Consider the following 19,586-nt stretch of genomic DNA (forward strand, 5'->3'; position numbering starts at 1 on the left):
TGGCCCATCGATGATGATGCAAAGAGGAACGGACTTCATGAACGACCAGATTCACTCCGGCGGCTCGGACCACGAGCACGGAGCACTTGGCGACGCCGAGTACGCGGAGTTCATGGAGCTCGCCGCGCAGGAGGGGTTCGACCCCGAGGACGTCGAGGGCGCGATCGGTGAGGCCGGTCACGGACCGCTTCCCGTGCTCGCCGTCGTCGGCCGCCCGAACGTCGGCAAGTCGACCCTGGTGAACCGGATCATCGGCCGCCGTGAGGCCGTCGTGCAGGACAAGCCCGGCGTCACCCGCGACCGCGTCAGCTACGAGGCCGAGTGGGCCGGCCGCCGCTTCAAGGTCGTCGACACCGGCGGCTGGGAGCAGGACGTGCTGGGCCTCGACGCGTCCGTCGCCGCCCAGGCCGAGTACGCCATCGAGACGGCCGACGCGGTCGTCTTCGTGGTCGACGCCACCGTCGGTGCCACCGACACCGACGAGGCCGTCGTCAAGCTGCTGCGCCGGGCCGGCAAGCCCGTCGTGCTGTGCGCCAACAAGGTCGACGGACAGAGCGGCGAGGCCGACGCCACGGCGCTCTGGTCGCTCGGTCTCGGCGAGCCGCACCCCGTCTCCTCCCTGCACGGCCGCGGCACCGGGGACATGCTGGACGCCGTCCTGGAGGCGCTGCCCGAGGCCCCGGCCCAGACCTTCGGCACCGCGCTCGGCGGCCCCCGCCGCATCGCGCTGATCGGCCGTCCCAACGTCGGCAAGTCCTCCCTGCTGAACAAGGTCGCCGGCGAGGACCGGGTCGTCGTCAACTCCCTGGCCGGCACCACCCGCGACCCGGTCGACGAGCTGATCACCCTCGGCGGCATCACCTGGAAGTTCATCGACACGGCCGGCATCCGCCGCAAGGTGCACCTCCAGGAGGGCGCGGACTACTACGCCTCGCTGCGCACCGCGGCCGCCGTCGAGAAGGCCGAGGTCGCCGTCATCCTGATCGACGCCAGCGAGTCCATCAGCGTCCAGGACCAGCGGATCGTCACCATGGCCGTCGAGGCGGGCCGCGCCGTCGTGATCGCCTTCAACAAGTGGGACACCCTCGACGAGGAGCGCCGCTACTACCTGGAGCGCGAGATCGACACGGAGCTCGCCCAGGTCTCCTGGGCGCCGCGCGTCAACGTCTCCGCCGTCACCGGCCGGCACATGGAGAAGCTGGTCCCGGCGATCGAGACCGCGATCGAGGGCTGGGAGACCCGCGTCCCCACCGGCCGGCTGAACGCCTTCCTCGGTGAGATCGTCGCCTCCCACCCGCACCCGGTGCGCGGCGGCAAGCAGCCCCGCATCCTCTTCGGCACCCAGGCGGGCACCAAGCCGCCGCGGTTCGTCCTCTTCTCGTCCGGCTTCCTGGAGCACGGCTACCGCCGCTTCGTCGAACGCCGGCTGCGCGAGGAGTTCGGCTTCGAGGGCACCCCGCTGCACATCTCGGTCCGGGTCCGCGAGAAGCGCGGCCGCAAGAAGTAGCCCGCCGCACGGCGAAGCCCCGGACCCTCCGCGCACGGCGGACGGTCCGGGGCTTCGCCGTGTCCTCAGGCGTCCGTGGAACCGGGCGGCAGCGCCGCCGGCCGGGCACGCCCCGCGTGCCGCCCCACCCGCTGCCAGGAACCGGGGTTGGAACCGCCGGAGCCGTGGCTCCCCTGGGCGTTCGCCGCCGTACGGCCGCCCATCGGTGCACGGCTGCCGAACATCCCGATGCCGAACGTTCTGAAGCCGAGGTTCTCCTCACCGGAGCGGTCCCCCGGAAGCGCCCGGAACGATCGCCGGTACTCGGAGTACAAGGCGTCGTAGATCGGGGTGGGGGACTTACCGCCCGAGGGGTCCTGCGACGGACGCATGGCCGGAATCGGGGTCTGCTGCTGGCGAGAAGGGTCGTATGAGTGCACGTAGGTGCCAACGACCCCACCGCCCGTCGGATGCGGGCCCGGCGCAGAAAACGCCGTCCGGCGGCCGGGGGAGGACGGTGCGGGCATGCTCAGGTCCCGGCGAGCGGCATCGTCGCGGCGACCAGCAGACCGTTGACCGCCGCCTTGTCCAGCGCGTCACGGAGCAGGTCCTCGCGCGGCTGCTGGCCGATGGAACCGGCCGGTGCGGCGAAGACCAGCACGCTCTGTGCCTTGTTGGCGGCCGTCCGCCAGCCCTCCGTGACCTGGAGCGGCTGGTGAGCCTGCCACCAGGCCACCGGGCTCCCGCCGCCGGCACCCGGCTGCAGGACGGCGTGCAGCTGGCCCATGGCGAGGAGGACCGACCAGCCCGGGAGGACACCCGGCAGCCGGTTCAGATGGGGCGTGGGCAGGAAGCCCTGCTCCAGCAGGAGCTGGAGGAACTGGTCGCCGCCGCTGCCGTCCGTGCCGGGCCGCGCGATCGGCCCGGTCGGTTCGACGACCAGCGCCGGGCGGAGGTCGTCCTCGATCAGGACGAGACCGCTGGTGATGCCGAGGACGGCCTGTTCGGGCATGAGGCCCTCCGGATTCTGTGGCTCGCTGCCGGTGATGGACCGCACCGCTCCCTGGAGCTGGTCCTCCGCGACCTGGACGACCTGAGAGGGGATGCAGGTCGCGTGGGCGAAGGCCAGCACGGCGGTCTCCTCGCCCACGAACAGCACCGTGCTGGTGCGTTCCTGGTCGGAGTCGCCGGGGGTGCGGCACGAGGTGCAGTCGTAACTGCCTGGTGCACTGTCGCCGACGAGCAGCCGGTCGGCTTCGGCATCGCCGATCTCGGCGCGTACGTCCTCGCTGACGTCGAGCATGCGCGGCACGGGTGGCTCCTCGAACTCGGTGCGTGGGCCGGGCGGTTCCCGGCTCATGAAGACAACGGAAGACCGGGGGCCGGGGTCACGCGCGAATCGGGAGATTGCCCGCCGGATCCGGCGGGCCCGCGGACGCGAGGGCCGCCCGGGCGGTCCGGAGTCCGCTGTTCCGTGCAAGGGTCGCTCGGAGGACGGTCCTTGTCCGCTGTGTCACAGGTCTGTACGACTCCCGCCCGCCGGCCGTTCCGCCCGCCGTGTCGCCCTCCGGTCCCGCGTAGGGTCCGTCGCAGACCGGTCGACCAGGGGGAAACGACGACGAGATGCACATTTCATTTCTGCTGCACAACGCGTACGGCATCGGGGGAACGATCCGTACCACCTTCACTCTCGCCAGGACCCTGGCGGAACAGCACGACGTCGAGATCGTGTCGGTCTTCCGGCACCGCGAGGTCCCGAAGCTCGGCGCACCGGAGGGAGTGCGGCTGAGCCACCTCGTCGATCTGCGCAGGGCGGGTCCGGGATACGAGGGGGAGGACCCCGAACACGCCAGGCCCGCAGCGGTGTTCCCGCGGGGCGACACCCGGCACAAGCAGTACAGCAGGCTGACCGACAGCCGTATCGCGGCTCATCTGGCCGGTCTGGAGGCCGACGTGGTCGTCGGTACGCGTCCCGGTCTGAACGTCCACATCAGCCGGCAGGCGCGGCGCGGCCCGGTGCGCGTGGGGCAGGAGCACCTCACCCTGGAGAGCCACGGCCACCGGCTGCGCCAGGAGATAGGCCACCGCTACGGCCTGCTCGACGCGGTCACCACCGTCACCGAGGCCGACGCCCGGGACTACCGTGCCGGGCTGCGGCTCCCCGGCGTCCGGATCGAGGCGATCCCCAACAGCGTGCCCGAGCCCGCGGGCCCGCCGGCCGACTGCGACGCCCGGTGGATCGTGGCGGCGGGCCGGCTGCACCGGGTCAAGCGCTACGACATCCTGGTCCGGGCCTTCGCCCAGGTCGCGGCGGTGCGCCCGGAGTGGCGGCTGCGGATCTGCGGCGCCGGTGACGCGTCGGGCGACGAGCAGCAGGCCCTGCGCGGGCTGGTGGACGAGCTCGGACTCCGGGACCGTGTCCTTCTCATGGGGCCGGTCGACCCGATGGAGGCGGAGTGGCCCAGGAACTCCATCGCGGCCGTGACCTCGGAGCGCGAGTCGTTCGGGATGACGATCGTGGAGGCGATGCGCTGCGGGGTGCCGGTCGTGGCGACCGACTGCCCGCACGGACCCGCCGAGATCATCGAGGACGGCACGGACGGCCGGCTGGTGCCGCCGGGGGACACCGGCGCCTTCGCCGAGGCGCTGCTCGGCCTGATCGACGACGACGACCTGCGGCACCGGATGGGCCGCGCGGCCCGGGTCTCCGCCGCCCGGTTCGACCCCGCCCCGATCGCCGCACGGCACGAGAAGCTCTTCAGGGAGCTGGCCGCACGGGGCGGGGGACGGCGGTCCCAGGGGGTGCTGCGCGGTGCGGTCCACCGGTCCCGGGGCACGCTGCTGGGCGGGGCGTACACGCTGCGCCACAAGGCGGCCGGAGCGGTCCGCCGGGGACGGGTCTGAGCCCGCGGCGCCCGTGACCCCGGTCCGGGCGCCGCGGTCCCGGGCCGTCCGGATCCGGACGGCCCGGCGGCCCCGCCGCCCTTCCCTCGGGGGATCGGCGGGCGTGCCGCACGCGGGAGTAAGGCATGCACAAGGGCGGGTGAATTCCAGGTGGCCCGCTCGTGTATTCGCTTTTTTCCGGCCTCGGGGCGGAAAAGGAATCGGGTCCGGAACCAATGTCCCGTAATTCCCCTCCGGTGACCCTCCGTGGCTATTTCCGGGTGCCCGGCAATGGGCCCGCGAGCCGGCCGGATGCCCGTTCGGCCGAAGTGGTCCGGCGTGAAGGCGTGTCGACGTCCTGTGACACAAGCGTGACCGCCGGGGTACATCGGGATGCCCGGGGTCCGTGACCGCCACGGCTTCCGCCGGGGCGCCGGGCGGCCTACGGTGAGACGTATGGCACCTGTACCGACTCCTCCCGCCCAGCCGGACGACACCACCGACGCGTACGTCGGCCTCGACGCCGAGGCCGCCGAGCGACAGGCCAGAGAGCGCGGCTGGAGCACCGTCCGCGCGCTTCCGCCGGGGTCCGTCATCACCATGGAGTTCCGCGGCGGCCGCATCAACTTCGAGGTGGACGACTCGACCGTGACCCGCTGCTGGGTCGGCTGAACCGGCCCCGATGCACGAAGGCCCCGACCGGAGTCGGGGCCTTCGCCGTGTGCGGGTGCGTCCCGCGCCCCCGCCGGGGCGCCGTCGGTCAGGGGGCGACCGGTCCGCCCGCCACCGGGCGGGCCGGACCCGCGCCGCTCCGCGGGACGCGGTCCGCGTGCGGCGGCCGGCGGCTGCCGGCCGGGGTCAGCGGGGTCCGTTCCGACCGCACCGGATGCGTCTGGTGCGCCCGTGCGCGTGCCGCGGCACCCGGGTGCCCCGTGCTCCCGGACGCCGGGGTCCGGCCCGCGGGTTCCGGGGCGTGGCCGCCGCCCGGTGCCCTCGGCAGCAGGACCGGTTCCGGCGCCGCGGGGGCGGCCGGCGCCGCCCACCGCTGCCGGAGGCGGTCCCGCCACCGGTCACGCACCGAGAGGACCCAGACCTCGGTCCGGCTGACCAGCGGTTCGAACCAGGGCAGGGCCAGCAGGATCAGCAGGCCGGCCGCCCAGCCCAGCAGCACGTCGCTGAGCCAGTGGGTGCCGATGTAGACCGTGGTGAGACCCACGCCCAGCGAGACGAAGGCCGACAGGGCCGACAGATAGCGCCTGGCGCGCGGGGTGGTGGCCAGATAGGCGAGGATTCCCCAGGTCACCACGGCGTTGGCGGTGTGGCCCGAAGGAAATATATCGCCGCCGGCGAAGAGCTCCGCCGAGCCGATCTGTGTGGCGTAGTGCGGGCCGAGCCGCCCCAGGCCGATCTTGACCGCTCCCACCGACAGGTTGAGCAGCAGCAGCGAGATGCCCAGCGTGAGCAGCGGGCGCAGCGTGTGCTGGCGCCAGGAGCGCCAGCCGAGCCAGGCCGCGACCATCACCGCCGTCGGGCCACGCTGGCCGAGCACCACGTAGTAGTCGAGGAAGGCGTGCAGCTGCGGCCACTGCTGATACGGCCGGAACAGCATGACCTTCCAGTCGAGGGCCACCAGCCAGGACGAGACCAGCACGGCGAGGACGATGGCGAGATAGAACGCCAAAGTCCCGCCGAAGAGAGCGATGCGGTGACGGCTCATCCGCGGGGTCTCTATCTTCGGCGGTTCCGGCTCCCGGTCCAGACGGGCAAAGATGTCGGTACGCACCTAAAGGACGTTACAGCGAGTGAGTGTCTGATCCTGCCGATCCCGCGTCTTTGTGATGACGATGTGATGTGGACTTTGTCTCAGGCCGGTATCCATTCGCTGCCTCCCGGGGAATGCCGCCGGTCCGCCGGCTATTCGTTCCGGCCGTTATTCGCAGAAATGTTTGAGGGCCGATGAAATGATTCGGCGCGCACGCCGGGTGCGGGCGCCGGGTCATTCGGGGGGCCCGCCGGTCCGGCGGACGCCGCGTCCCCGGGGGCCGGTGCGGCGGTCCGGCCGTCACCCCGCGTGCCGGCGGAGACGTGGCGCACACCACACCCGGTGGCCGGTGAACGTATGAGCTGCACCACGCGTGACCACCGGGAACTCGCGTACGCTGACGCTCACTCGCCCGTCGATGCCGGGCCCGGGGGATGTCCGAGCCGGCCCCCAGCGGGTCCGCCGAGCGCGAGGGACACAGGGTGGGAGGCACGTAGATGACCGGGACGTCCACGGCTGTGAGCAGGCTGCGCGCGGCGGCCGACGGCGCCAACCGCTGGATCGTCCTGGTCGTCCTCTGCCTCAGCCTGCTGCTCGTGGCGCTCGACGCGACCGTGCTGCACGTCGCCGTCCCCGCCGTCACCGAGGACCTGCGCCCCAGCGCGGTCGGCCTGCTCTGGATCGTCGACGCCTACCCGCTCGTCTGCGCTTCGCTGCTGATCCTCTTCGGCACGCTGGGTGACCGGGTCGGCAGACGGCGGGTGCTCCTCCTCGGGTACGCGCTCTTCGGGATCGCCTCCGCGCTCGCCGCGACGGCGGGGTCGCCCGGTGTGCTGATCGCCGCGCGCGCCCTGCTCGGCGTGGGCGGCGCGATGATCATGCCCGCCACCCTGTCGATCCTGCGCCAGGTCTTCCCCGACCGTCGCGAGCGGGCCACGGCCATCGGCATATGGACCGCGGTCGCCGCGGTCGGCGCCGCCACCGGGCCGGTCGTCGGCGGCTTCCTCGTCGAGCACTACTGGTGGGGCTCGGTCTTCCTCGTCAACGTCCCGCTGATGGCGCTGATCCTCCCGGTCGGGCGGTGGCTGCTCCCGGAGTCGCGGGGCGGGAACGACGGCCCCTGGGACGTGACCGGCGCGCTGATGGCCGCCGCCGGCGTGCTCGGGGTGGTGCTCGGGATCAAGCGGATCGGCGGGCACGAGGGGCCGGCCGCCCCCGCCACCCTCCTGCCCCTGCTCCTCGGGGCCGCGCTGGTGGTCCTCTTCGTCCGCAGGCAGAAGCGGCGGACCCATCCGCTGATCGACGTCGCGATGTTCTCCCGGCCCGCCTTCACCGCGGCCGTGGGCTGCATCGTGCTGGCCATGCTCGCCCTGGTCGGCCTGGAGCTGATCGCGGTCCAGTACCTCCAGCTGGTCCTGGACCTGAGTCCGCTGGAGACCGGCCTGCGGCTGCTTCCGCTGACCTTCGCCGCGATGGCGGCCGGGGCCACGGGGTCGTACACCCTGAGCCGTGTCGGTCCCCGCCGGATGGTCGGCTGCGGCTTCGTGCTGACGGCGCTCGCGGTGCTCCTGCTGACGCTGATGGGCCAGCACGACCGGCCCGTGCTGCTCACCGCCGGCTTCGTGCTGCTGGGCTTCGGACTCCAGTCCACGCTGTTCGGGGCGTACGAGTCGATGCTGAGCGAGGCCCCCGCCGAGCGGGCGGGCGGGGCGGCCGCGATCGGCGAGACCTCCTACCAGCTGGGCGCGGGCCTGGGGATAGCGCTGCTCGGCAGCGTCATGAACGCGGCCTACGCCCCGGGGCTCTCCCGGGTCCACGAGGAGGGCGTCCCCGCGGCGGCCGGAACGGCCGCCGCGCACTCGCTGGGCGAGGCCTACCAGGTGGCCGGCCGGCTGGGCGGCTCCGCCGGCGACCTGCTGCGGGACACGGCCCGCCACGCCTTCGTCGGCGGTCTCCACGTCACCCTGCTGGTCAGCGCGGGCCTGCTGCTGCTCGGGGCGCTGGCCGCGCTGCGGCTGCCGCGGGCGATGGACTGCCGCGAGGCGGGGAGCGCCTGCCCGGAGCGGGCGGACGCGGTCCCGGAGCAGGCCGCCGCGCACCGCGCCACGCGGCCGGTCCCGGAGCGGGACGCGGAGTCCGGGCGCCCGGACGCGGGGCCGCGGCGGGTCCCGCTGCCCGCCCGGCGCGCACCCGCCGAGGCCACGGGCTCTGGACGGGCGGCACGCTGAGCCGTAACGTCGGCACGGCGCCGTAACTACCACTGCTAGTTTTAGTACGGTGGCGTGTTTCTGTACCGAGCGAGCCGCCGGAGGCACCCATGTCCACCACCGAGTCCGCGAAGCCGTCGACGCCGAAGGCACCGCCCTTCGACCCGGGCGACCCGCTCGGCATCGACGACCTGCTCGAACCCGAGGACCTCGCGATCCGGGACACCGTGCGCAGCTGGGCCGCCGACCGGATCCTGCCGCACATCGCCGCCTGGTACGAGAACGGCGAGCTGCCCGGCATCCGCGAGCTGGCCCGTGAACTGGGATCGCTCGGCGCGCTGGGCATGTCCCTGAAGGGGTACGGCTGCGCGGGCGCGAGCGCCGTCCAGTACGGCCTGGCCTGTCTGGAGCTGGAGGCCGCCGACTCCGGCATCCGCTCCCTGGTCTCGGTCCAGGGCTCCCTGGCCATGTACGCGATCCACCGCTTCGGTTCCGAGGAGCAGAAGCAGCGGTGGCTGCCCGGCATGGCGGCCGGTGAGACCATCGGCTGCTTCGGCCTCACCGAACCCGACCACGGCTCCGACCCGGCGGGCATGCGGACCCACGCCCGGAGGGACGGCGAGGACTGGATCCTCACCGGCCGCAAGATGTGGATCACCAACGGCTCGGTCGCCGGGGTCGCCGTCGTGTGGGCGCAGACCGGCGAGGAGGGCGCCGGTGCCGGCATCCGCGGATTCGTCGTGCCGACGGACAGTCCCGGCTTCTCCGCACCCGAGATCCGGCACAAGTGGTCGCTGCGCGCGTCCGTCACCAGCGAGCTGGTCCTCGACGGCGTACGGCTGCCCGCGGACGCGGTCCTGCCCGGGGCCACCGGGCTGCGCGGGCCGCTCAGCTGTCTCAGCCACGCCCGCTACGGCATCGTCTGGGGGGCCATGGGTGCGGCGCGCGCCAGCTTCGAGGCCGCACTGGACTACGCGAAGTCGCGTGAGCAGTTCGGCAGGCCGATCGGCGGGTTCCAGCTCACCCAGGCCAAGCTCGCGGACATGGCCCTGGAACTCCACAAGGGCGTCCTGCTCGCCCACCACCTGGGCCGCCGCATGGACGCCGGAAGGATCCGCCCGGAGCAGGTCAGCTTCGGGAAGCTCAACAACGTGCGGGAGGCCATCGAGATCTGCCGCACCTCGCGGACGATCCTCGGGGCCAACGGAGTCTCGCTGGAGTACCCGGTGATGCGCCACGCGACGAATCTGGAGTCGGTGCTCACCTACGAGGGAACCGTGGAGATGCACCAGCTCGTGCTGGGCAAGGCGCTCACCGGCCTGGATGCCTTCCGGTAGGACTCTCCGGCGAGCGCCCTGCTCAGCTCTGGTTGAAGAAGCCGTCGGCCGACCGGCCGCCGGCCTCGCCGTTGACCACCTCGGTGTGGGCCGGGGACAGCAGGAAGACCCGGGTCGCCACGCGTTCGATCGTGCCGTGCAGTCCGAAGATCAGCCCGGCCGCGAAGTCCACGACGCGCTTGGCGTCACCCGGATCCATCGCGGTGAGGTTGACGATCACCGGTACGCCGTCCCGGAAGAGCTCCCCGATGGCACGCGCGTCCCGGAAGCTGTCCGGGGTGACGGTGGCGATCCGGCGGCCCTTGTCCTCGGCCTTCTCGGAGGCGACCCGGACCCGGGGGTCGGTCACCCATGGCTGGTTCGTGCCGGTCTCCGCATCCTCGGAGTACTCGTCGTCGTAGTACCGCTCGTTGTTGTCCTCCACGAGGCCCAGCCAGGCACTCGCCTTGCGCACCGATCCCATGGACGCCTCCTCTCACCGCGGTTCGTTGGTGTTCCGCATCTCTTTCCTATCCCTATGGTCGTCCATGATGCGGATCGAGCGCCAAGGGGATAGTCGCCGTACAGGCGATTCGTGACGCTACTGGTGCAGAACATGTGGCGGTTCGTCAGGGTACCTACCGCATCGGGGCCCTTGCGGAACGAAAATATGATCCAGCCCGTCCGTACGGGTGATATGGGGGGCGTACGGGTGAACGGGCCGCTGGATACGATGCACGCCGCGCGGGCGCACCAGGGCCGCTCGCCGGCGGAACGACTCACGGGGGATCGCTGTGTTCGGAATAGTGAGGCCATGCACCCATCGGCTCTCCGAAGGGCTCAGGACGGAGTGGATGGCTCATCTCTGCGGGCTGTGTCTCGCGCTCCGGGCGGACCACGGTCAGTTCGCCCGCGTCGTCACGAACTACGACGGCCTGATCGTCTCGGTCCTGACGGAGGCTCAGACCGGGACCTCGCCGCAGGGGCGCCGCACCGCCGGCCCCTGTCCGCTGCGCTCGATGCGCACGGCGCCGGTCGCCCGCGGGGAGGGCGCCAGGCTGGCCGCCGCCGTGTCGCTCGTGCTGGCCTCCGCGAAGGTGCGCGACCATGTGGCGGACCGGGACGGGCTGTTGAAACGGCGTCCGGTGGCCGCCGCCGCCCGCCGGGTCGCGGCGGGCTGGGACAGGGCCGGGGCGCGCACCGGGGCCGAGCTGGGCTTCGACACGGCCGTCCTGGTCGACGCCGTCGACCGGCAGACCGGGATCGAGTCGCTCGCCGGACCGGGCACCCCGCTGCTGACGGTCACCGAACCCACCGAGACGGCGACCGCCGCGGCCTTCGCGCACACCGCCGTACTCGCCGGCAGGCCGCAGAACGCGGCGCCGCTCGCCGAGGCCGGACGCCTCTTCGGACGGCTGGCCCACCTGCTGGACGCCGTGGAGGACAAGGAGGCTGACGCCGCGTCGGGTGCGTGGAACCCGCTCACCGCGACAGGCACGCCGCTCACCGAGGCCCGCCGGCTGTGCGACGACGCGCTGCACGGCGTGCGTCTCGCGGTGCGGGACGCGGAGTTCACCGACTCCGCGCTGGCGCACCTGCTGCTGGTCCACGAACTGCGGCGCTCCGTGGACCGTGCCTTCGGGTCCACGGCCTGCGCGCACCGAGCGGGCGGGGCGCCCTCGGGAGCCTTCGGTCCGCCGCCCGGGAACCCCTACGCGCCGTCCGGCCCTCCGGGACCGCCGCTCCCGCCCGAACCGCCCCGCAACCGCCGCGGTCTGATCGCCGGCTGCCTGGTCTGGGCCGGGCTCGCCTGCACCTGCCAGCTGTGCTGTGCCGGCTCCTTCCACGACCCGTGGTCCGGCCAGGAGCGCGAGGGGCTGTGCCACAAGAACGACTGCTGCGACGTCTGCGAGGGCTGCGGGGAGGGCTGCAACTGCTGCGGCAACTGCTGCAGCTGCTGCGAGGGCTGCGACTGCGGGTGCGACTGCTGACACCGGGCCGGGCCGCCGCGCCCGGCGCTGTCACCCGGTCTCGGGCGGCGAGATCCGCGAGGCCCGGATCGCCGACCCGGAGGTGCCCCACTTCTTCAGGATGCGGTCGTAGGTGCCGTCCGAGCGGAGCGCCTCGACAGCGGCCCGGAAGGCCGGTGCCAGCGGGGTGCCCTTCCTGAACGCGAACCCGACGTCCAGCCGCCGGTACTCGTTGAGGAAGCGCAGCCCCTCCTGCTGGGTCACGGCGTACCGCAGCCCGTTGATCGTGGACATCAGCACGTCGCTGCGGCCCTGCCGGAGCGAGATCCAGACCGCGGCCTGGTCGGCGTACGTCCGGATCTCGTACGGCTTCTCGCCCGCGTCCGCGCAGCGGTGCCGGTTCTCCTCCAGGGTCGCCTCGAAGGTGGTCCCGGCGCCGGTGCCGACGGTCAGACCGCAGAGCTGCGTGAGGTCGGTGACCTTCTTCAGATCGCTGTCCTCCCGCACGGCGAAGCCCTGCCCGTCGTTGATGTACGTGACGAAGTCGATCGTCCTGCGGCGCTCGTCCGTCACCCCGAAGTTGCCGGTGCCGACGTCGTACCTGCCGCTGCCCAGGGCCGGCAGGATCGCCTCGAAGGAGGCGACCCCCCGCTTCAGCCGCAGACCCAGCTTCCTGGCCACCGCGTCCGCGAAGTCGATGTCGGCGCCCGCGAGCGTCGTGCCGTCCTCCCGGTAGAACGCCCCGGGCGGCGCCCCGACGCTGGTGGCCAGGTTCAGCGTTCCCGCGGCGCGGACCTTTTCCGGCAGCAGCTCCGCCGCTCCGGCGTCCCGCCGCACCGACGTGACCACGTCGGTCGTCGGGGTCGTCCCTTTCGCGGCGGTCCCCGCACCGGCCGGTGCGGGGGAGGGGTCACCCGCACCGCAGGCGGTGAGGGCCAGGGCGGCCGCGGTGATCAGCGCGAGGGCGGCGGTCCGCCGGGTTCGGGGCATGACGGGGTTTCTCCGGGTTCGTCGACCGCGCTCCGGTGCATGGGCAGCACGGAGCGTCGGGGCGGGAGAGCGCTGGAACGAGGGGAGGGCGGAGCAGTGTCGTGTGCGTGAAGGAACGCGGGGAGACCGCTCCGGCGCCTCGGGCGCGAGCGGGGGGAACGACGACGCAGGGGGGTCAGCTCAACAGGAACAGGACCACACACGACCGAAGTCGATGTGGGAGCGGGAGACCAGCCACAGCTGCGGATGCATGGCCCCAGTGGAACAGGCATCCGAGGGCCCGTCAACCGGCCCGAGACGTACGGCTCACACTGTGGACAGGCTTGACAACGGGCCGTGCGTGGCGCTTTTCTCGGAGGCGGACCGGCGCTGAGGGGCCCGGTCCACGTCGTGTCACGCGTCGAAGGCACGCCCCGTGTTCGATCTCTGCATCCACGGAGCCTTCGTATGTCCGCGCAGACAGAAACCCCTGCCCCGTCACGTCCCGTCCCGCCGGACGGTCCCGGCCGGGAGCCCGCCCCGCGCATCGTCCCCGTACGCCGCACCGGCCAGTGGGCGGCGGCCGTCGTGGTGCTGCTGCTCCTCGCCGCCGTCCTGGTCTCCGTCGTCCGCAACGACGCCTTCCAGTGGGACGTCGTCGGCGCCTACCTGACGACGGACTCGGTGCTGCGGGGCCTCGGCCTGACCCTGTGGCTCACCGGCCTCGTCATGGTGCTCGGCTTCGCCCTCGGCACCCTGCTCGCGGTGTTCAGGCTCTCCGCCAACCGCGTCCTGCAGGCGGTGAGCTGGGGCTACACCTGGCTGTTCAGGTCGACCCCGATCCTGGTCCAGCTCCTCTTCTGGTTCGACATCGGCGCCCTCTACCCGCGGATCCTGGGCGTCAGCACCGTCGACCTCCTCGGCCCGGTCACCGTCGCGGTCGTGGGGCTCACCCTCCACGAGGCCGCCTACGCCGCCGAGGTGGTCCGCGGGGGCATCCTCTCCGTCGAGCGCGGCCAGCTGGAGGCGGCCCGGTCCCTCGGCCTGGGCCCCTGGCGCCGGCTCCGCAGGATCGTGCTGCCGCAGGCCATGCGCTCCATCGTGCCGCCCGCCGGGAACATGCTGATCGGCACCCTGAAGGGCACCTCGATCGTCAGCATCATCGCCGTGCAGGACCTGCTGTACTCCGTACAGCTCGTCTACCACCGCACCTACCAGGTCGTCCCGCTGCTGCTGGTCGCCACCCTCTGGTACGTGGCCGTCACCTCCCTGCTGTCCGTCGGCCAGCACTACGTCGAACGCCACTACGCACGCGGCACGGCGGGCGCACGGTGACCGGCGCACCCGCGCTCGTCGTCATCGGCGGCGGTCCGCGCGGCACCGGCGTCATCGAACGGATAGCCGCCAACGCCGCCGGGCTGTACGGCGACCGGACCCTGGACATCCACCTCGTCGACCCGTACCCGCCCGGCGGCGGCCGGATCTGGCGGGGCGACCAGTCCCCGCTGCTGTGGATGAACTCCATGGCCGAGGACGTCACCATGTTCACCGACGACACGGTCCGGATGGACGGCCCGGTCCGCCCCGGCCCGCCCTGCACACCTGGGCCGCGGACGTCCGGGAGGGGCGCACCGCCGCCGACGCCGGTCCCGGGACCCTGCGGGAGATCCACGGCCTCGGCGGCCAGGACTTCCCCAGCCGCCGCGTGCAGAGCGCCTACCTGCGGTGGGTGTACGAGCGGGCGGTCGCCGCGCTGCCGCCCGGCATCACCGTCCACCCGCACACCGGCCGCGCCGTGCGGGTGTCCGGGCCCCGCGACGGCCGGCAGCGCGTCCGGATCCAGGGGCGGTCCGAGCCGCTCGACGCCGACCTCGTCGTCCTCACCGTCGGGCACCTCGACGCCGAACCGGACGAGGAGCAGCGGGGCCTGTCCGCCTTCGCCGCACGCCACGGACTGGTCCACCTGCCGCCCGACTTCACCGCGGAGACCGACCTCTCCGCCCTGCCCGCCGGGGAGCCCGTCCTCGTGCGCGGCTTCGGCCTCGCCTTCGTCGATCTGATGGTGCTGCTCACCGAGGGCCGCGGCGGACGGTACGAGCACGGGGCCCACGTCCCCTCCGGCCGGGAGCCCGTCCTGCACGTCGGATCCCGGCGGGGCGTGCCGTACCGCTCGAAGATCGGCTACGCCCTGCACGGCGAACGGCCCCCGCTGCCCCGCCACTTCGGTCCCTCCCAGGTCGCGGAGATCCTCGGCAGGCCCGGCCCCGTGGACTTCCGGCGCGATCTGTGGCCGCTGATCGAGAAGGAGCTCGGCCACGCCCACTACCACCGGCTGCTCACCGCCCACCCCGGGCGCACCACCATGGACCGGGCGGACTTCGAGGAGAAGTACGCCGTCGCGGAGCCCGGCAGCGCCGAACTCGCCGCCCTCGTCGCCTCCGCCGTCCCCGATCCGGCCGACCGGCTCGACCTCGCGGCCCTCGACCACCCGCTCGACGGGGTGCGCCACGACTCGTACGACGCACTCCAGGCCGCCCTGCGCGCCCATGTCGCCGCCGACCTGGAGCGCCGGCACGACCCCCGGCACAGTCCCGACCTCGCCGTCTTCACCGGACTGCTCTCCGTCTACGCGCAGTTGGCCGGTCTCGGCGACACCGGCGAGCGGTGGCACGGCTTCTTCAGCTACCTCGCCTCCGGACCCCCCGGCCCCCGGCTGCGTCAGCTCCTCGCCCTCTCGCGGGCCGGCGTCGTCCGCTTCGTCGGCGCCGGGATGACCGTGGAGGCCGACGAGCGGCAGGGCGTCTTCCGCGCCCGGAGCGTCACCGTGCCCGGCGCGTCCACCGAGGCCCGCGCCCTCGTCGAGGCCCGGCTGCCCGATCCCTCGCTGCGCACGACCCGCAGCGCGCTGCTGCGGGGACTGTCCGAGGAGGGCGCGGCCGGGACCGCCGCAGGCCTGCTCCGGGTCGACCCGGCCGACGGGCGGATCCTCGACCGGGACGGCCGGCCCCACCCCCGGCGCTTCGCCCTCGGCCCCTTCACCACCGCACGCACCGGCGGCGCCTTCACCCGGCCGCGCACCGGCGGCCCGGCCTTCGTGCAGAACGACGCCACCGCCCGGACGGCGCTCGCCTTCCTGCACGGTCTCTCCTGTCGGGACCGCGCCGCCACCGCCTGAGCGTCCCCCCCTTGCTCTCCCTCGGCCACCGTCGGTGCGCCGCCGTCGAAGAAGGAACCCGCCATGTCGCCGACCAGCGATCCCCCCGTCGTCCGGCCGCTGTTCCGGCTGAACCCCGCCCGCCTCCACGACCGGGTCCGGGGCGTCCGCGGACGCCCCGGCCGGGTGGCGCCCCCGTCCATGGCGGCCACCGCCCGGTACGGCCTCCCGGCCACCGTCCCCTCCGCCCTCCGGCACCACGTCGAACGCCACGGCGCCGAGGGAGCCGTGCGATGAGCGCACCCACGGAAGAAGCCACCGGACCCCGGGTCATGGTCGAGATCAGGTCGGTGCACAAGAGCTTCGGCGCCGTCGAGGTGCTCCGCGGCATCGACCTGTCCGTACGCGCCGGAGAGGTGACCGTCGTCCTCGGCCCGTCCGGATCGGGCAAGTCCACCCTGCTGCGCACCATCAACCACCTGGAGAAGCCCGACCGGGGCTGGATCAGCGTCGACGGCACCCCGGTGGGCTACCGGAGGTCCGGCGACACGCTGTACGAGCTGCGCGAACGCGAGGTCCTGCGCCGGCGCACCCGGATCGGCTTCGTCTTCCAGAACTTCAACCTCTTCCCGCACCTCACCGTGCTGGAGAACCTCATCGAGGCGCCCGTCGCCGCCCTCGGCCGCCCCCGCGCGGAGGCCGTCGCCTCGGCGGAGAGGCTCCTCGCCCGGGTCGGACTCTCCGACCGGCCGGGCGCCTACCCCGAGCAACTCTCCGGAGGCCAGCAGCAGCGCGTCGCGATCGCCCGCGCCCTCGCCCTGGAACCGAAGCTGCTGCTCTTCGACGAGCCGACGTCGGCGCTCGACCCCGAACGCGTCGGCGAGGTCCTCGACGTCATCAAGGACCTGTCCCACGGGGGCACCACGATGATCGTCGTCACGCACGAGATCGGCTTCGCCCGCGAGGCCGCCGACACCGTCGTCTTCATGGACGAGGGGCGGATCGTCGAACAGGGCCCGCCCGCCGAGGTGTTCGACCACCCGGTCCAGGAACGCACCCGCGCCTTCCTCTCCAAGGTCCTCTGAGCCGTGTCCCGCCGGCCGAGGAGCACGCACCCGTCCGTCCGGCGCGCCCTCACCGCCGCGGTCCCGGTCCCCGCCGTCGTCCGGCGGCGCGGCACCCGCCGGCCGGGCGCGCGCGCCGACGCCCCGCCGCCGCCCGGCAACCGGGCGACGGCCTCCCGGGGAAGAGCGCCGCCACCGCGCAGAAGGGCCGTGGTCCCGCCGGGCGTACGGCCTCCCGCGCGACCACCTCGCCCCGGGCGGCTGTACGCCCGGGTGCTGAAGCGCCGGGGCCCGCCCGGCGAGGGCGTCGAAGCGCCGGAGACCGGCCCGCCCGGCCTCCCCGAGACCGAGAACCGAACCCGAGAGGTCCCGCATGTCCGCCACCAGACCACTCCACCTCGCCGCCGAGATCGGCGGCCCGCCCCGCTACGACGCCGCCTCGCACGTCGCGCTCGCCCGGCTCGCCGAGAAGGGTGCCCTCGACTACGTCACCCTGAACGACTCCTTCGCCCGTCCCGGTCCCGACGCGCTCGCCGTGCTCGCCCGGGTCGCCCCCGCCACCACCCGCATCGGCCTCGTGCCGACCGTCACCACCACCCACACCGAGCCCTTCCACGTCTCCTCCGCCGTCGCCACCCTCGACTGGGTCAGCAGGGGCCGGGCGGGCTGGCAGGCCGACGTGTCGACGACCGAGGCCGAGGCCCGGCTGTTCGGCCGGCGCCCGGCCGCACCCGCCGCCGCCCTGTGGCAGGAGGCGGGGGAGGCCGCCGACGCCGGAGCGCGGCTGTGGGACAGCTGGGAGGACGACGCGGAGATCCGGGACGTCGCCACCGGCCGCTTCATCGACCGCGACAAGCTGCATTACGTCGACTTCGAGGGCAGCACCTTCTCGGTCCGCGGCCCGGCCATCGTGCCCCGGCCGCCGCAGGGCCGGCCCGTCACCGTCATCGACGGCACGAGCGGACCGGCCCGCGAGCCGGCCGCCCGGCACGCCGACGTCGTCCACCTGCGGGCGACCTCCCCCGAGCACGCGGCCTCGCTCCGCGGGGAACTGCGCCGCGCCGCCGCGGCCCACGGCCGGGACCCCGGCAGCCTGCGGGTCCTCGCCGCCCTCACCGTCGACCTCGGGGACGCCGAGACCGCACCCGAACCCGGACTCCCCGGCGGGCCGCCGTCCGCGGGGCAGGGCACCTACTTCCGCGGCGGGCCGGTGGACCTCGCCGAGCTCATCACCCGCTGGCACCGGGGCGGCGCCGTGGACGGCTTCCACCTCACCCCCGTCACACCGCGGCGGGACCTGGAGAGGATCGTCAACGGGACCGTGGCCCTGCTCCAGCACCGCAGCCTGTTCCGCACCTTCCACCCGGGCGGCACCCTCCGCGAGCACCTCGGCCTCGGACGCCCCGCCAACCGCTACGCCCACGCGGGCACCCCGGGAGGGACGTCGTGAGGCAGATGCACCTCGCCGCGCACTTCCCGGGCGTCAACAGCACCACGGTGTGGGCCGACCCCCGCTCGCGGAGCCAGATCGACTTCGCCTCGTTCGAGCACCTCGCCAGGACCGCGGAGCGGGGCAGATTCGACTTCTTCTTCCTCGCGGAGGGGCTGCGGCTGCGCGAGCACAAGGGCCGCATCCACGACCTGGACGTGGTGGGCCGCCCGGAGTCCCTCACCGTCCTCAACGCCCTGGCCGCCGTCACCGAACGCCTCGGCCTCGCCGCCACGGTCAACGCGATCTTCAACGAGCCCTACGAACTCGCCCGCCGCCTCGCCACGCTCGACCACCTCAGCGCGGGCCGCGCCGCGTGGAACGTGGTCACCTCGTCGGACGCCTTCACCGGCGAGAACTTCCGCCGCGGCGGCTACCTCGACCGGGCCGGCCTCCGGGACGCCGGCTCCGCCCGGCCGCGGGAGACCCCCTACACGCGCGCGGCCGAGTTCGTCTCCGCCGCACGTGCGCTGTGGGACTCCTGGACGCCCGACGGCACCGCCCGTCCCTTCGCGCACTCCGGGCGGCACTTCGAGATCTCCGGGGAGTTCACCGTGCCCCGCTCGCCCCAGGGCCACCCCGTCGTCATCCAGGCCGGGGACTCCGGCGAGGGACGGGAGTTCGCCGCGTCCAGCGCCGACGTCGTCTTCACCCGGCACGGCACCCTGGAGGCGGGACGGGCGTTCTACGCCGACGTGAAGGGCCGCCTCGCGGCGTACGGCAGGAGCCCCGGGGACCTGAAGATCATGCCCGGGGTGACCGTCGTGCTGGGCGACACCGACGCGGAGGCGCAGCGGAACGCCGCCGAGATCCGCCGGCAGCAGGTGTCCCCGCAGAACGCGATCGTCGCCCTGGAACAGGTCTGGGGGCGCGACCTCTCCTCCTGCGACCCCGACGGACCGCTGCCCGACGTCGACCCCGACCCGGGATCGGACCTGGTCCAGGGCCGGGTGCGGGTCGCCGACCCGCTCGCCGTGGCGGCGCGGTGGCGTCAGCTCTCCGAGGCCGAGGGGCTGTCCATCCGGGAGACCGTCATCGAGTCCACGGCGCGGCAGTCCTTCATCGGCTCCCCGCAGACGGTCGCCGCGGAACTGGAGAAGTTCGTCGCGGCCGACGCGGCCGACGGATTCATCCTGGTGCCGCACCTCACCCCGGGCGGGCTCGACGACTTCGTCGACCGGGTCGTCCCGCTCCTCCAGGAACGCGGGTCCTTCCGCTCCGAATACACCGGCTCCACGCTGAGGTCGCACCTCGGCCTGGCCGAGCCCGTGTGGAAGGGTTGACGG

Annotated in this window: 16 protein-coding genes and 1 pseudogene; 12 read left to right on the plus strand and 5 right to left on the minus strand. The window is 73.5% G+C overall.

Features of this window, described 5'->3' with window-relative positions; translation table 11 throughout:
• Positions 1 to 37: 37 nt before the first annotated feature.
• A complete protein-coding gene (gene der, locus ABZ172_RS10295) occupies positions 38 to 1,507 on the plus strand; it encodes a ribosome biogenesis GTPase Der (protein WP_356882231.1) in 1,470 nt (489 codons plus the stop codon).
• A gap of 65 nt (positions 1,508 to 1,572) precedes the next feature.
• Here der and ABZ172_RS10300 read toward each other — a convergent pair whose 3' ends face one another.
• Positions 1,573 to 1,878: a hypothetical protein gene (locus ABZ172_RS10300; RefSeq protein WP_356882233.1), complete on the minus strand. Its 306-nt coding sequence runs from the start codon at positions 1,876 to 1,878 to the stop codon at positions 1,573 to 1,575.
• A 137-nt stretch (positions 1,879 to 2,015) separates the two neighbouring features.
• Complete coding sequence (locus tag ABZ172_RS10305) at positions 2,016 to 2,798, minus strand: hypothetical protein (RefSeq protein ID WP_356882444.1); 783 nt, start codon at positions 2,796 to 2,798, stop codon at positions 2,016 to 2,018.
• A 311-nt stretch (positions 2,799 to 3,109) separates the two neighbouring features.
• Between ABZ172_RS10305 and ABZ172_RS10310 the strand changes: the two genes are divergently transcribed.
• Complete coding sequence (locus ABZ172_RS10310; RefSeq protein ID WP_356882235.1) at positions 3,110 to 4,390, plus strand: glycosyltransferase family 4 protein; 1,281 nt, start codon at positions 3,110 to 3,112, stop codon at positions 4,388 to 4,390.
• A 435-nt stretch (positions 4,391 to 4,825) separates the two neighbouring features.
• On the plus strand, positions 4,826 to 5,041 hold the full coding sequence (locus ABZ172_RS10315) for an I78 family peptidase inhibitor (protein WP_356882237.1): 216 nt from the start codon (positions 4,826 to 4,828) through the stop codon (positions 5,039 to 5,041).
• Positions 5,042 to 5,129: 88 nt separating this feature from the next.
• Here the strand turns inward: ABZ172_RS10315 and ABZ172_RS10320 are convergent, their stop codons facing one another.
• A complete protein-coding gene (locus ABZ172_RS10320) occupies positions 5,130 to 6,152 on the minus strand; it encodes a phosphatase PAP2 family protein (RefSeq protein WP_356882239.1) in 1,023 nt (340 codons plus the stop codon).
• A gap of 476 nt (positions 6,153 to 6,628) precedes the next feature.
• Here ABZ172_RS10320 and ABZ172_RS10325 point away from each other — a divergent pair, with 476 nt between their 5' ends.
• A complete protein-coding gene (locus ABZ172_RS10325) occupies positions 6,629 to 8,359 on the plus strand; it encodes an MFS transporter (RefSeq protein WP_356882241.1) in 1,731 nt (576 codons plus the stop codon).
• An 89-nt stretch (positions 8,360 to 8,448) separates the two neighbouring features.
• Positions 8,449 to 9,675, plus strand: a complete 1,227-nt coding sequence (locus ABZ172_RS10330; protein WP_356882243.1) for an acyl-CoA dehydrogenase family protein — start codon at positions 8,449 to 8,451, stop codon at positions 9,673 to 9,675.
• 22 nt (positions 9,676 to 9,697) lie between these two features.
• Here ABZ172_RS10330 and ABZ172_RS10335 read toward each other — a convergent pair whose 3' ends face one another.
• Positions 9,698 to 10,138, minus strand: a complete 441-nt coding sequence (locus ABZ172_RS10335) for a cell division protein SepF (protein WP_356882245.1) — start codon at positions 10,136 to 10,138, stop codon at positions 9,698 to 9,700.
• Positions 10,139 to 10,448: 310 nt separating this feature from the next.
• On the opposite strand from ABZ172_RS10335, the gene ABZ172_RS10340 reads away from it, so the two are divergent.
• Entirely contained in the window at positions 10,449 to 11,645 is a 1,197-nt protein-coding gene (locus tag ABZ172_RS10340) for a DUF5685 family protein (RefSeq protein WP_356882247.1), read from the plus strand.
• 30 nt (positions 11,646 to 11,675) lie between these two features.
• Here the strand turns inward: ABZ172_RS10340 and ABZ172_RS10345 are convergent, their stop codons facing one another.
• The gene (locus ABZ172_RS10345; protein ID WP_356882250.1) at positions 11,676 to 12,614 is read right to left on the minus strand and encodes an ABC transporter substrate-binding protein; all 939 of its coding nucleotides are present in this window, start codon (positions 12,612 to 12,614) and stop codon (positions 11,676 to 11,678) included.
• A 447-nt stretch (positions 12,615 to 13,061) separates the two neighbouring features.
• On the opposite strand from ABZ172_RS10345, the gene ABZ172_RS10350 reads away from it, so the two are divergent.
• From ABZ172_RS10350 to ABZ172_RS10375, 6 genes and pseudogenes are all read left to right on the plus strand, one after another.
• The gene (locus ABZ172_RS10350; protein WP_356882252.1) at positions 13,062 to 13,928 is read left to right on the plus strand and encodes an amino acid ABC transporter permease; all 867 of its coding nucleotides are present in this window, start codon (positions 13,062 to 13,064) and stop codon (positions 13,926 to 13,928) included.
• Positions 13,925 to 15,768: pseudogene (locus ABZ172_RS10355) on the plus strand (FAD/NAD(P)-binding protein). The gene ABZ172_RS10350 and the pseudogene ABZ172_RS10355 overlap by 4 nt, the downstream one beginning before the upstream one ends.
• 63 nt (positions 15,769 to 15,831) lie before the next feature.
• Positions 15,832 to 16,044: a hypothetical protein gene (locus ABZ172_RS10360; protein WP_356882254.1), complete on the plus strand. Its 213-nt coding sequence runs from the start codon at positions 15,832 to 15,834 to the stop codon at positions 16,042 to 16,044.
• Between the two features lie 35 nt (positions 16,045 to 16,079).
• The gene (locus tag ABZ172_RS10365; RefSeq protein WP_356882446.1) at positions 16,080 to 16,832 is read left to right on the plus strand and encodes an amino acid ABC transporter ATP-binding protein; all 753 of its coding nucleotides are present in this window, start codon (positions 16,080 to 16,082) and stop codon (positions 16,830 to 16,832) included.
• A 352-nt stretch (positions 16,833 to 17,184) separates the two neighbouring features.
• A complete protein-coding gene (locus tag ABZ172_RS10370) occupies positions 17,185 to 18,261 on the plus strand; it encodes an LLM class flavin-dependent oxidoreductase (protein ID WP_356882256.1) in 1,077 nt (358 codons plus the stop codon).
• A gap of 5 nt (positions 18,262 to 18,266) precedes the next feature.
• Positions 18,267 to 19,583: an NtaA/DmoA family FMN-dependent monooxygenase gene (locus ABZ172_RS10375; protein WP_356882448.1), complete on the plus strand. Its 1,317-nt coding sequence runs from the start codon at positions 18,267 to 18,269 to the stop codon at positions 19,581 to 19,583.
• Positions 19,584 to 19,586 lie beyond the last annotated feature (3 nt).

Source organism: Streptomyces sp. NPDC006296, assembly GCF_040613235.1.
GTDB lineage: Bacteria > Actinomycetota > Actinomycetes > Streptomycetales > Streptomycetaceae > Streptomyces.

Coding starts and splice junctions, on each gene's coding strand:
- ABZ172_RS10300 (WP_356882233.1), bottom strand. CDS start 1,878: ATGCGTCCGTCGCAGGACCCCTCGGGCGGTAAGTCCCCCACCCCGATC.
- ABZ172_RS10350 (WP_356882252.1), top strand. CDS start 13,062: ATGTCCGCGCAGACAGAAACCCCTGCCCCGTCACGTCCCGTCCCGCCG.
- ABZ172_RS10370 (WP_356882256.1), top strand. CDS start 17,185: ATGTCCGCCACCAGACCACTCCACCTCGCCGCCGAGATCGGCGGCCCG.
- ABZ172_RS10310 (WP_356882235.1), top strand. CDS start 3,110: ATGCACATTTCATTTCTGCTGCACAACGCGTACGGCATCGGGGGAACG.
- ABZ172_RS10360 (WP_356882254.1), top strand. CDS start 15,832: ATGTCGCCGACCAGCGATCCCCCCGTCGTCCGGCCGCTGTTCCGGCTG.
- ABZ172_RS10345 (WP_356882250.1), bottom strand. CDS start 12,614: ATGCCCCGAACCCGGCGGACCGCCGCCCTCGCGCTGATCACCGCGGCC.
- der (WP_356882231.1), top strand. CDS start 38: ATGAACGACCAGATTCACTCCGGCGGCTCGGACCACGAGCACGGAGCA.
- ABZ172_RS10365 (WP_356882446.1), top strand. CDS start 16,080: ATGGTCGAGATCAGGTCGGTGCACAAGAGCTTCGGCGCCGTCGAGGTG.
- ABZ172_RS10335 (WP_356882245.1), bottom strand. CDS start 10,138: ATGGGATCGGTGCGCAAGGCGAGTGCCTGGCTGGGCCTCGTGGAGGAC.
- ABZ172_RS10325 (WP_356882241.1), top strand. CDS start 6,629: ATGACCGGGACGTCCACGGCTGTGAGCAGGCTGCGCGCGGCGGCCGAC.
- ABZ172_RS10315 (WP_356882237.1), top strand. CDS start 4,826: ATGGCACCTGTACCGACTCCTCCCGCCCAGCCGGACGACACCACCGAC.
- ABZ172_RS10330 (WP_356882243.1), top strand. CDS start 8,449: ATGTCCACCACCGAGTCCGCGAAGCCGTCGACGCCGAAGGCACCGCCC.
- ABZ172_RS10375 (WP_356882448.1), top strand. CDS start 18,267: ATGCACCTCGCCGCGCACTTCCCGGGCGTCAACAGCACCACGGTGTGG.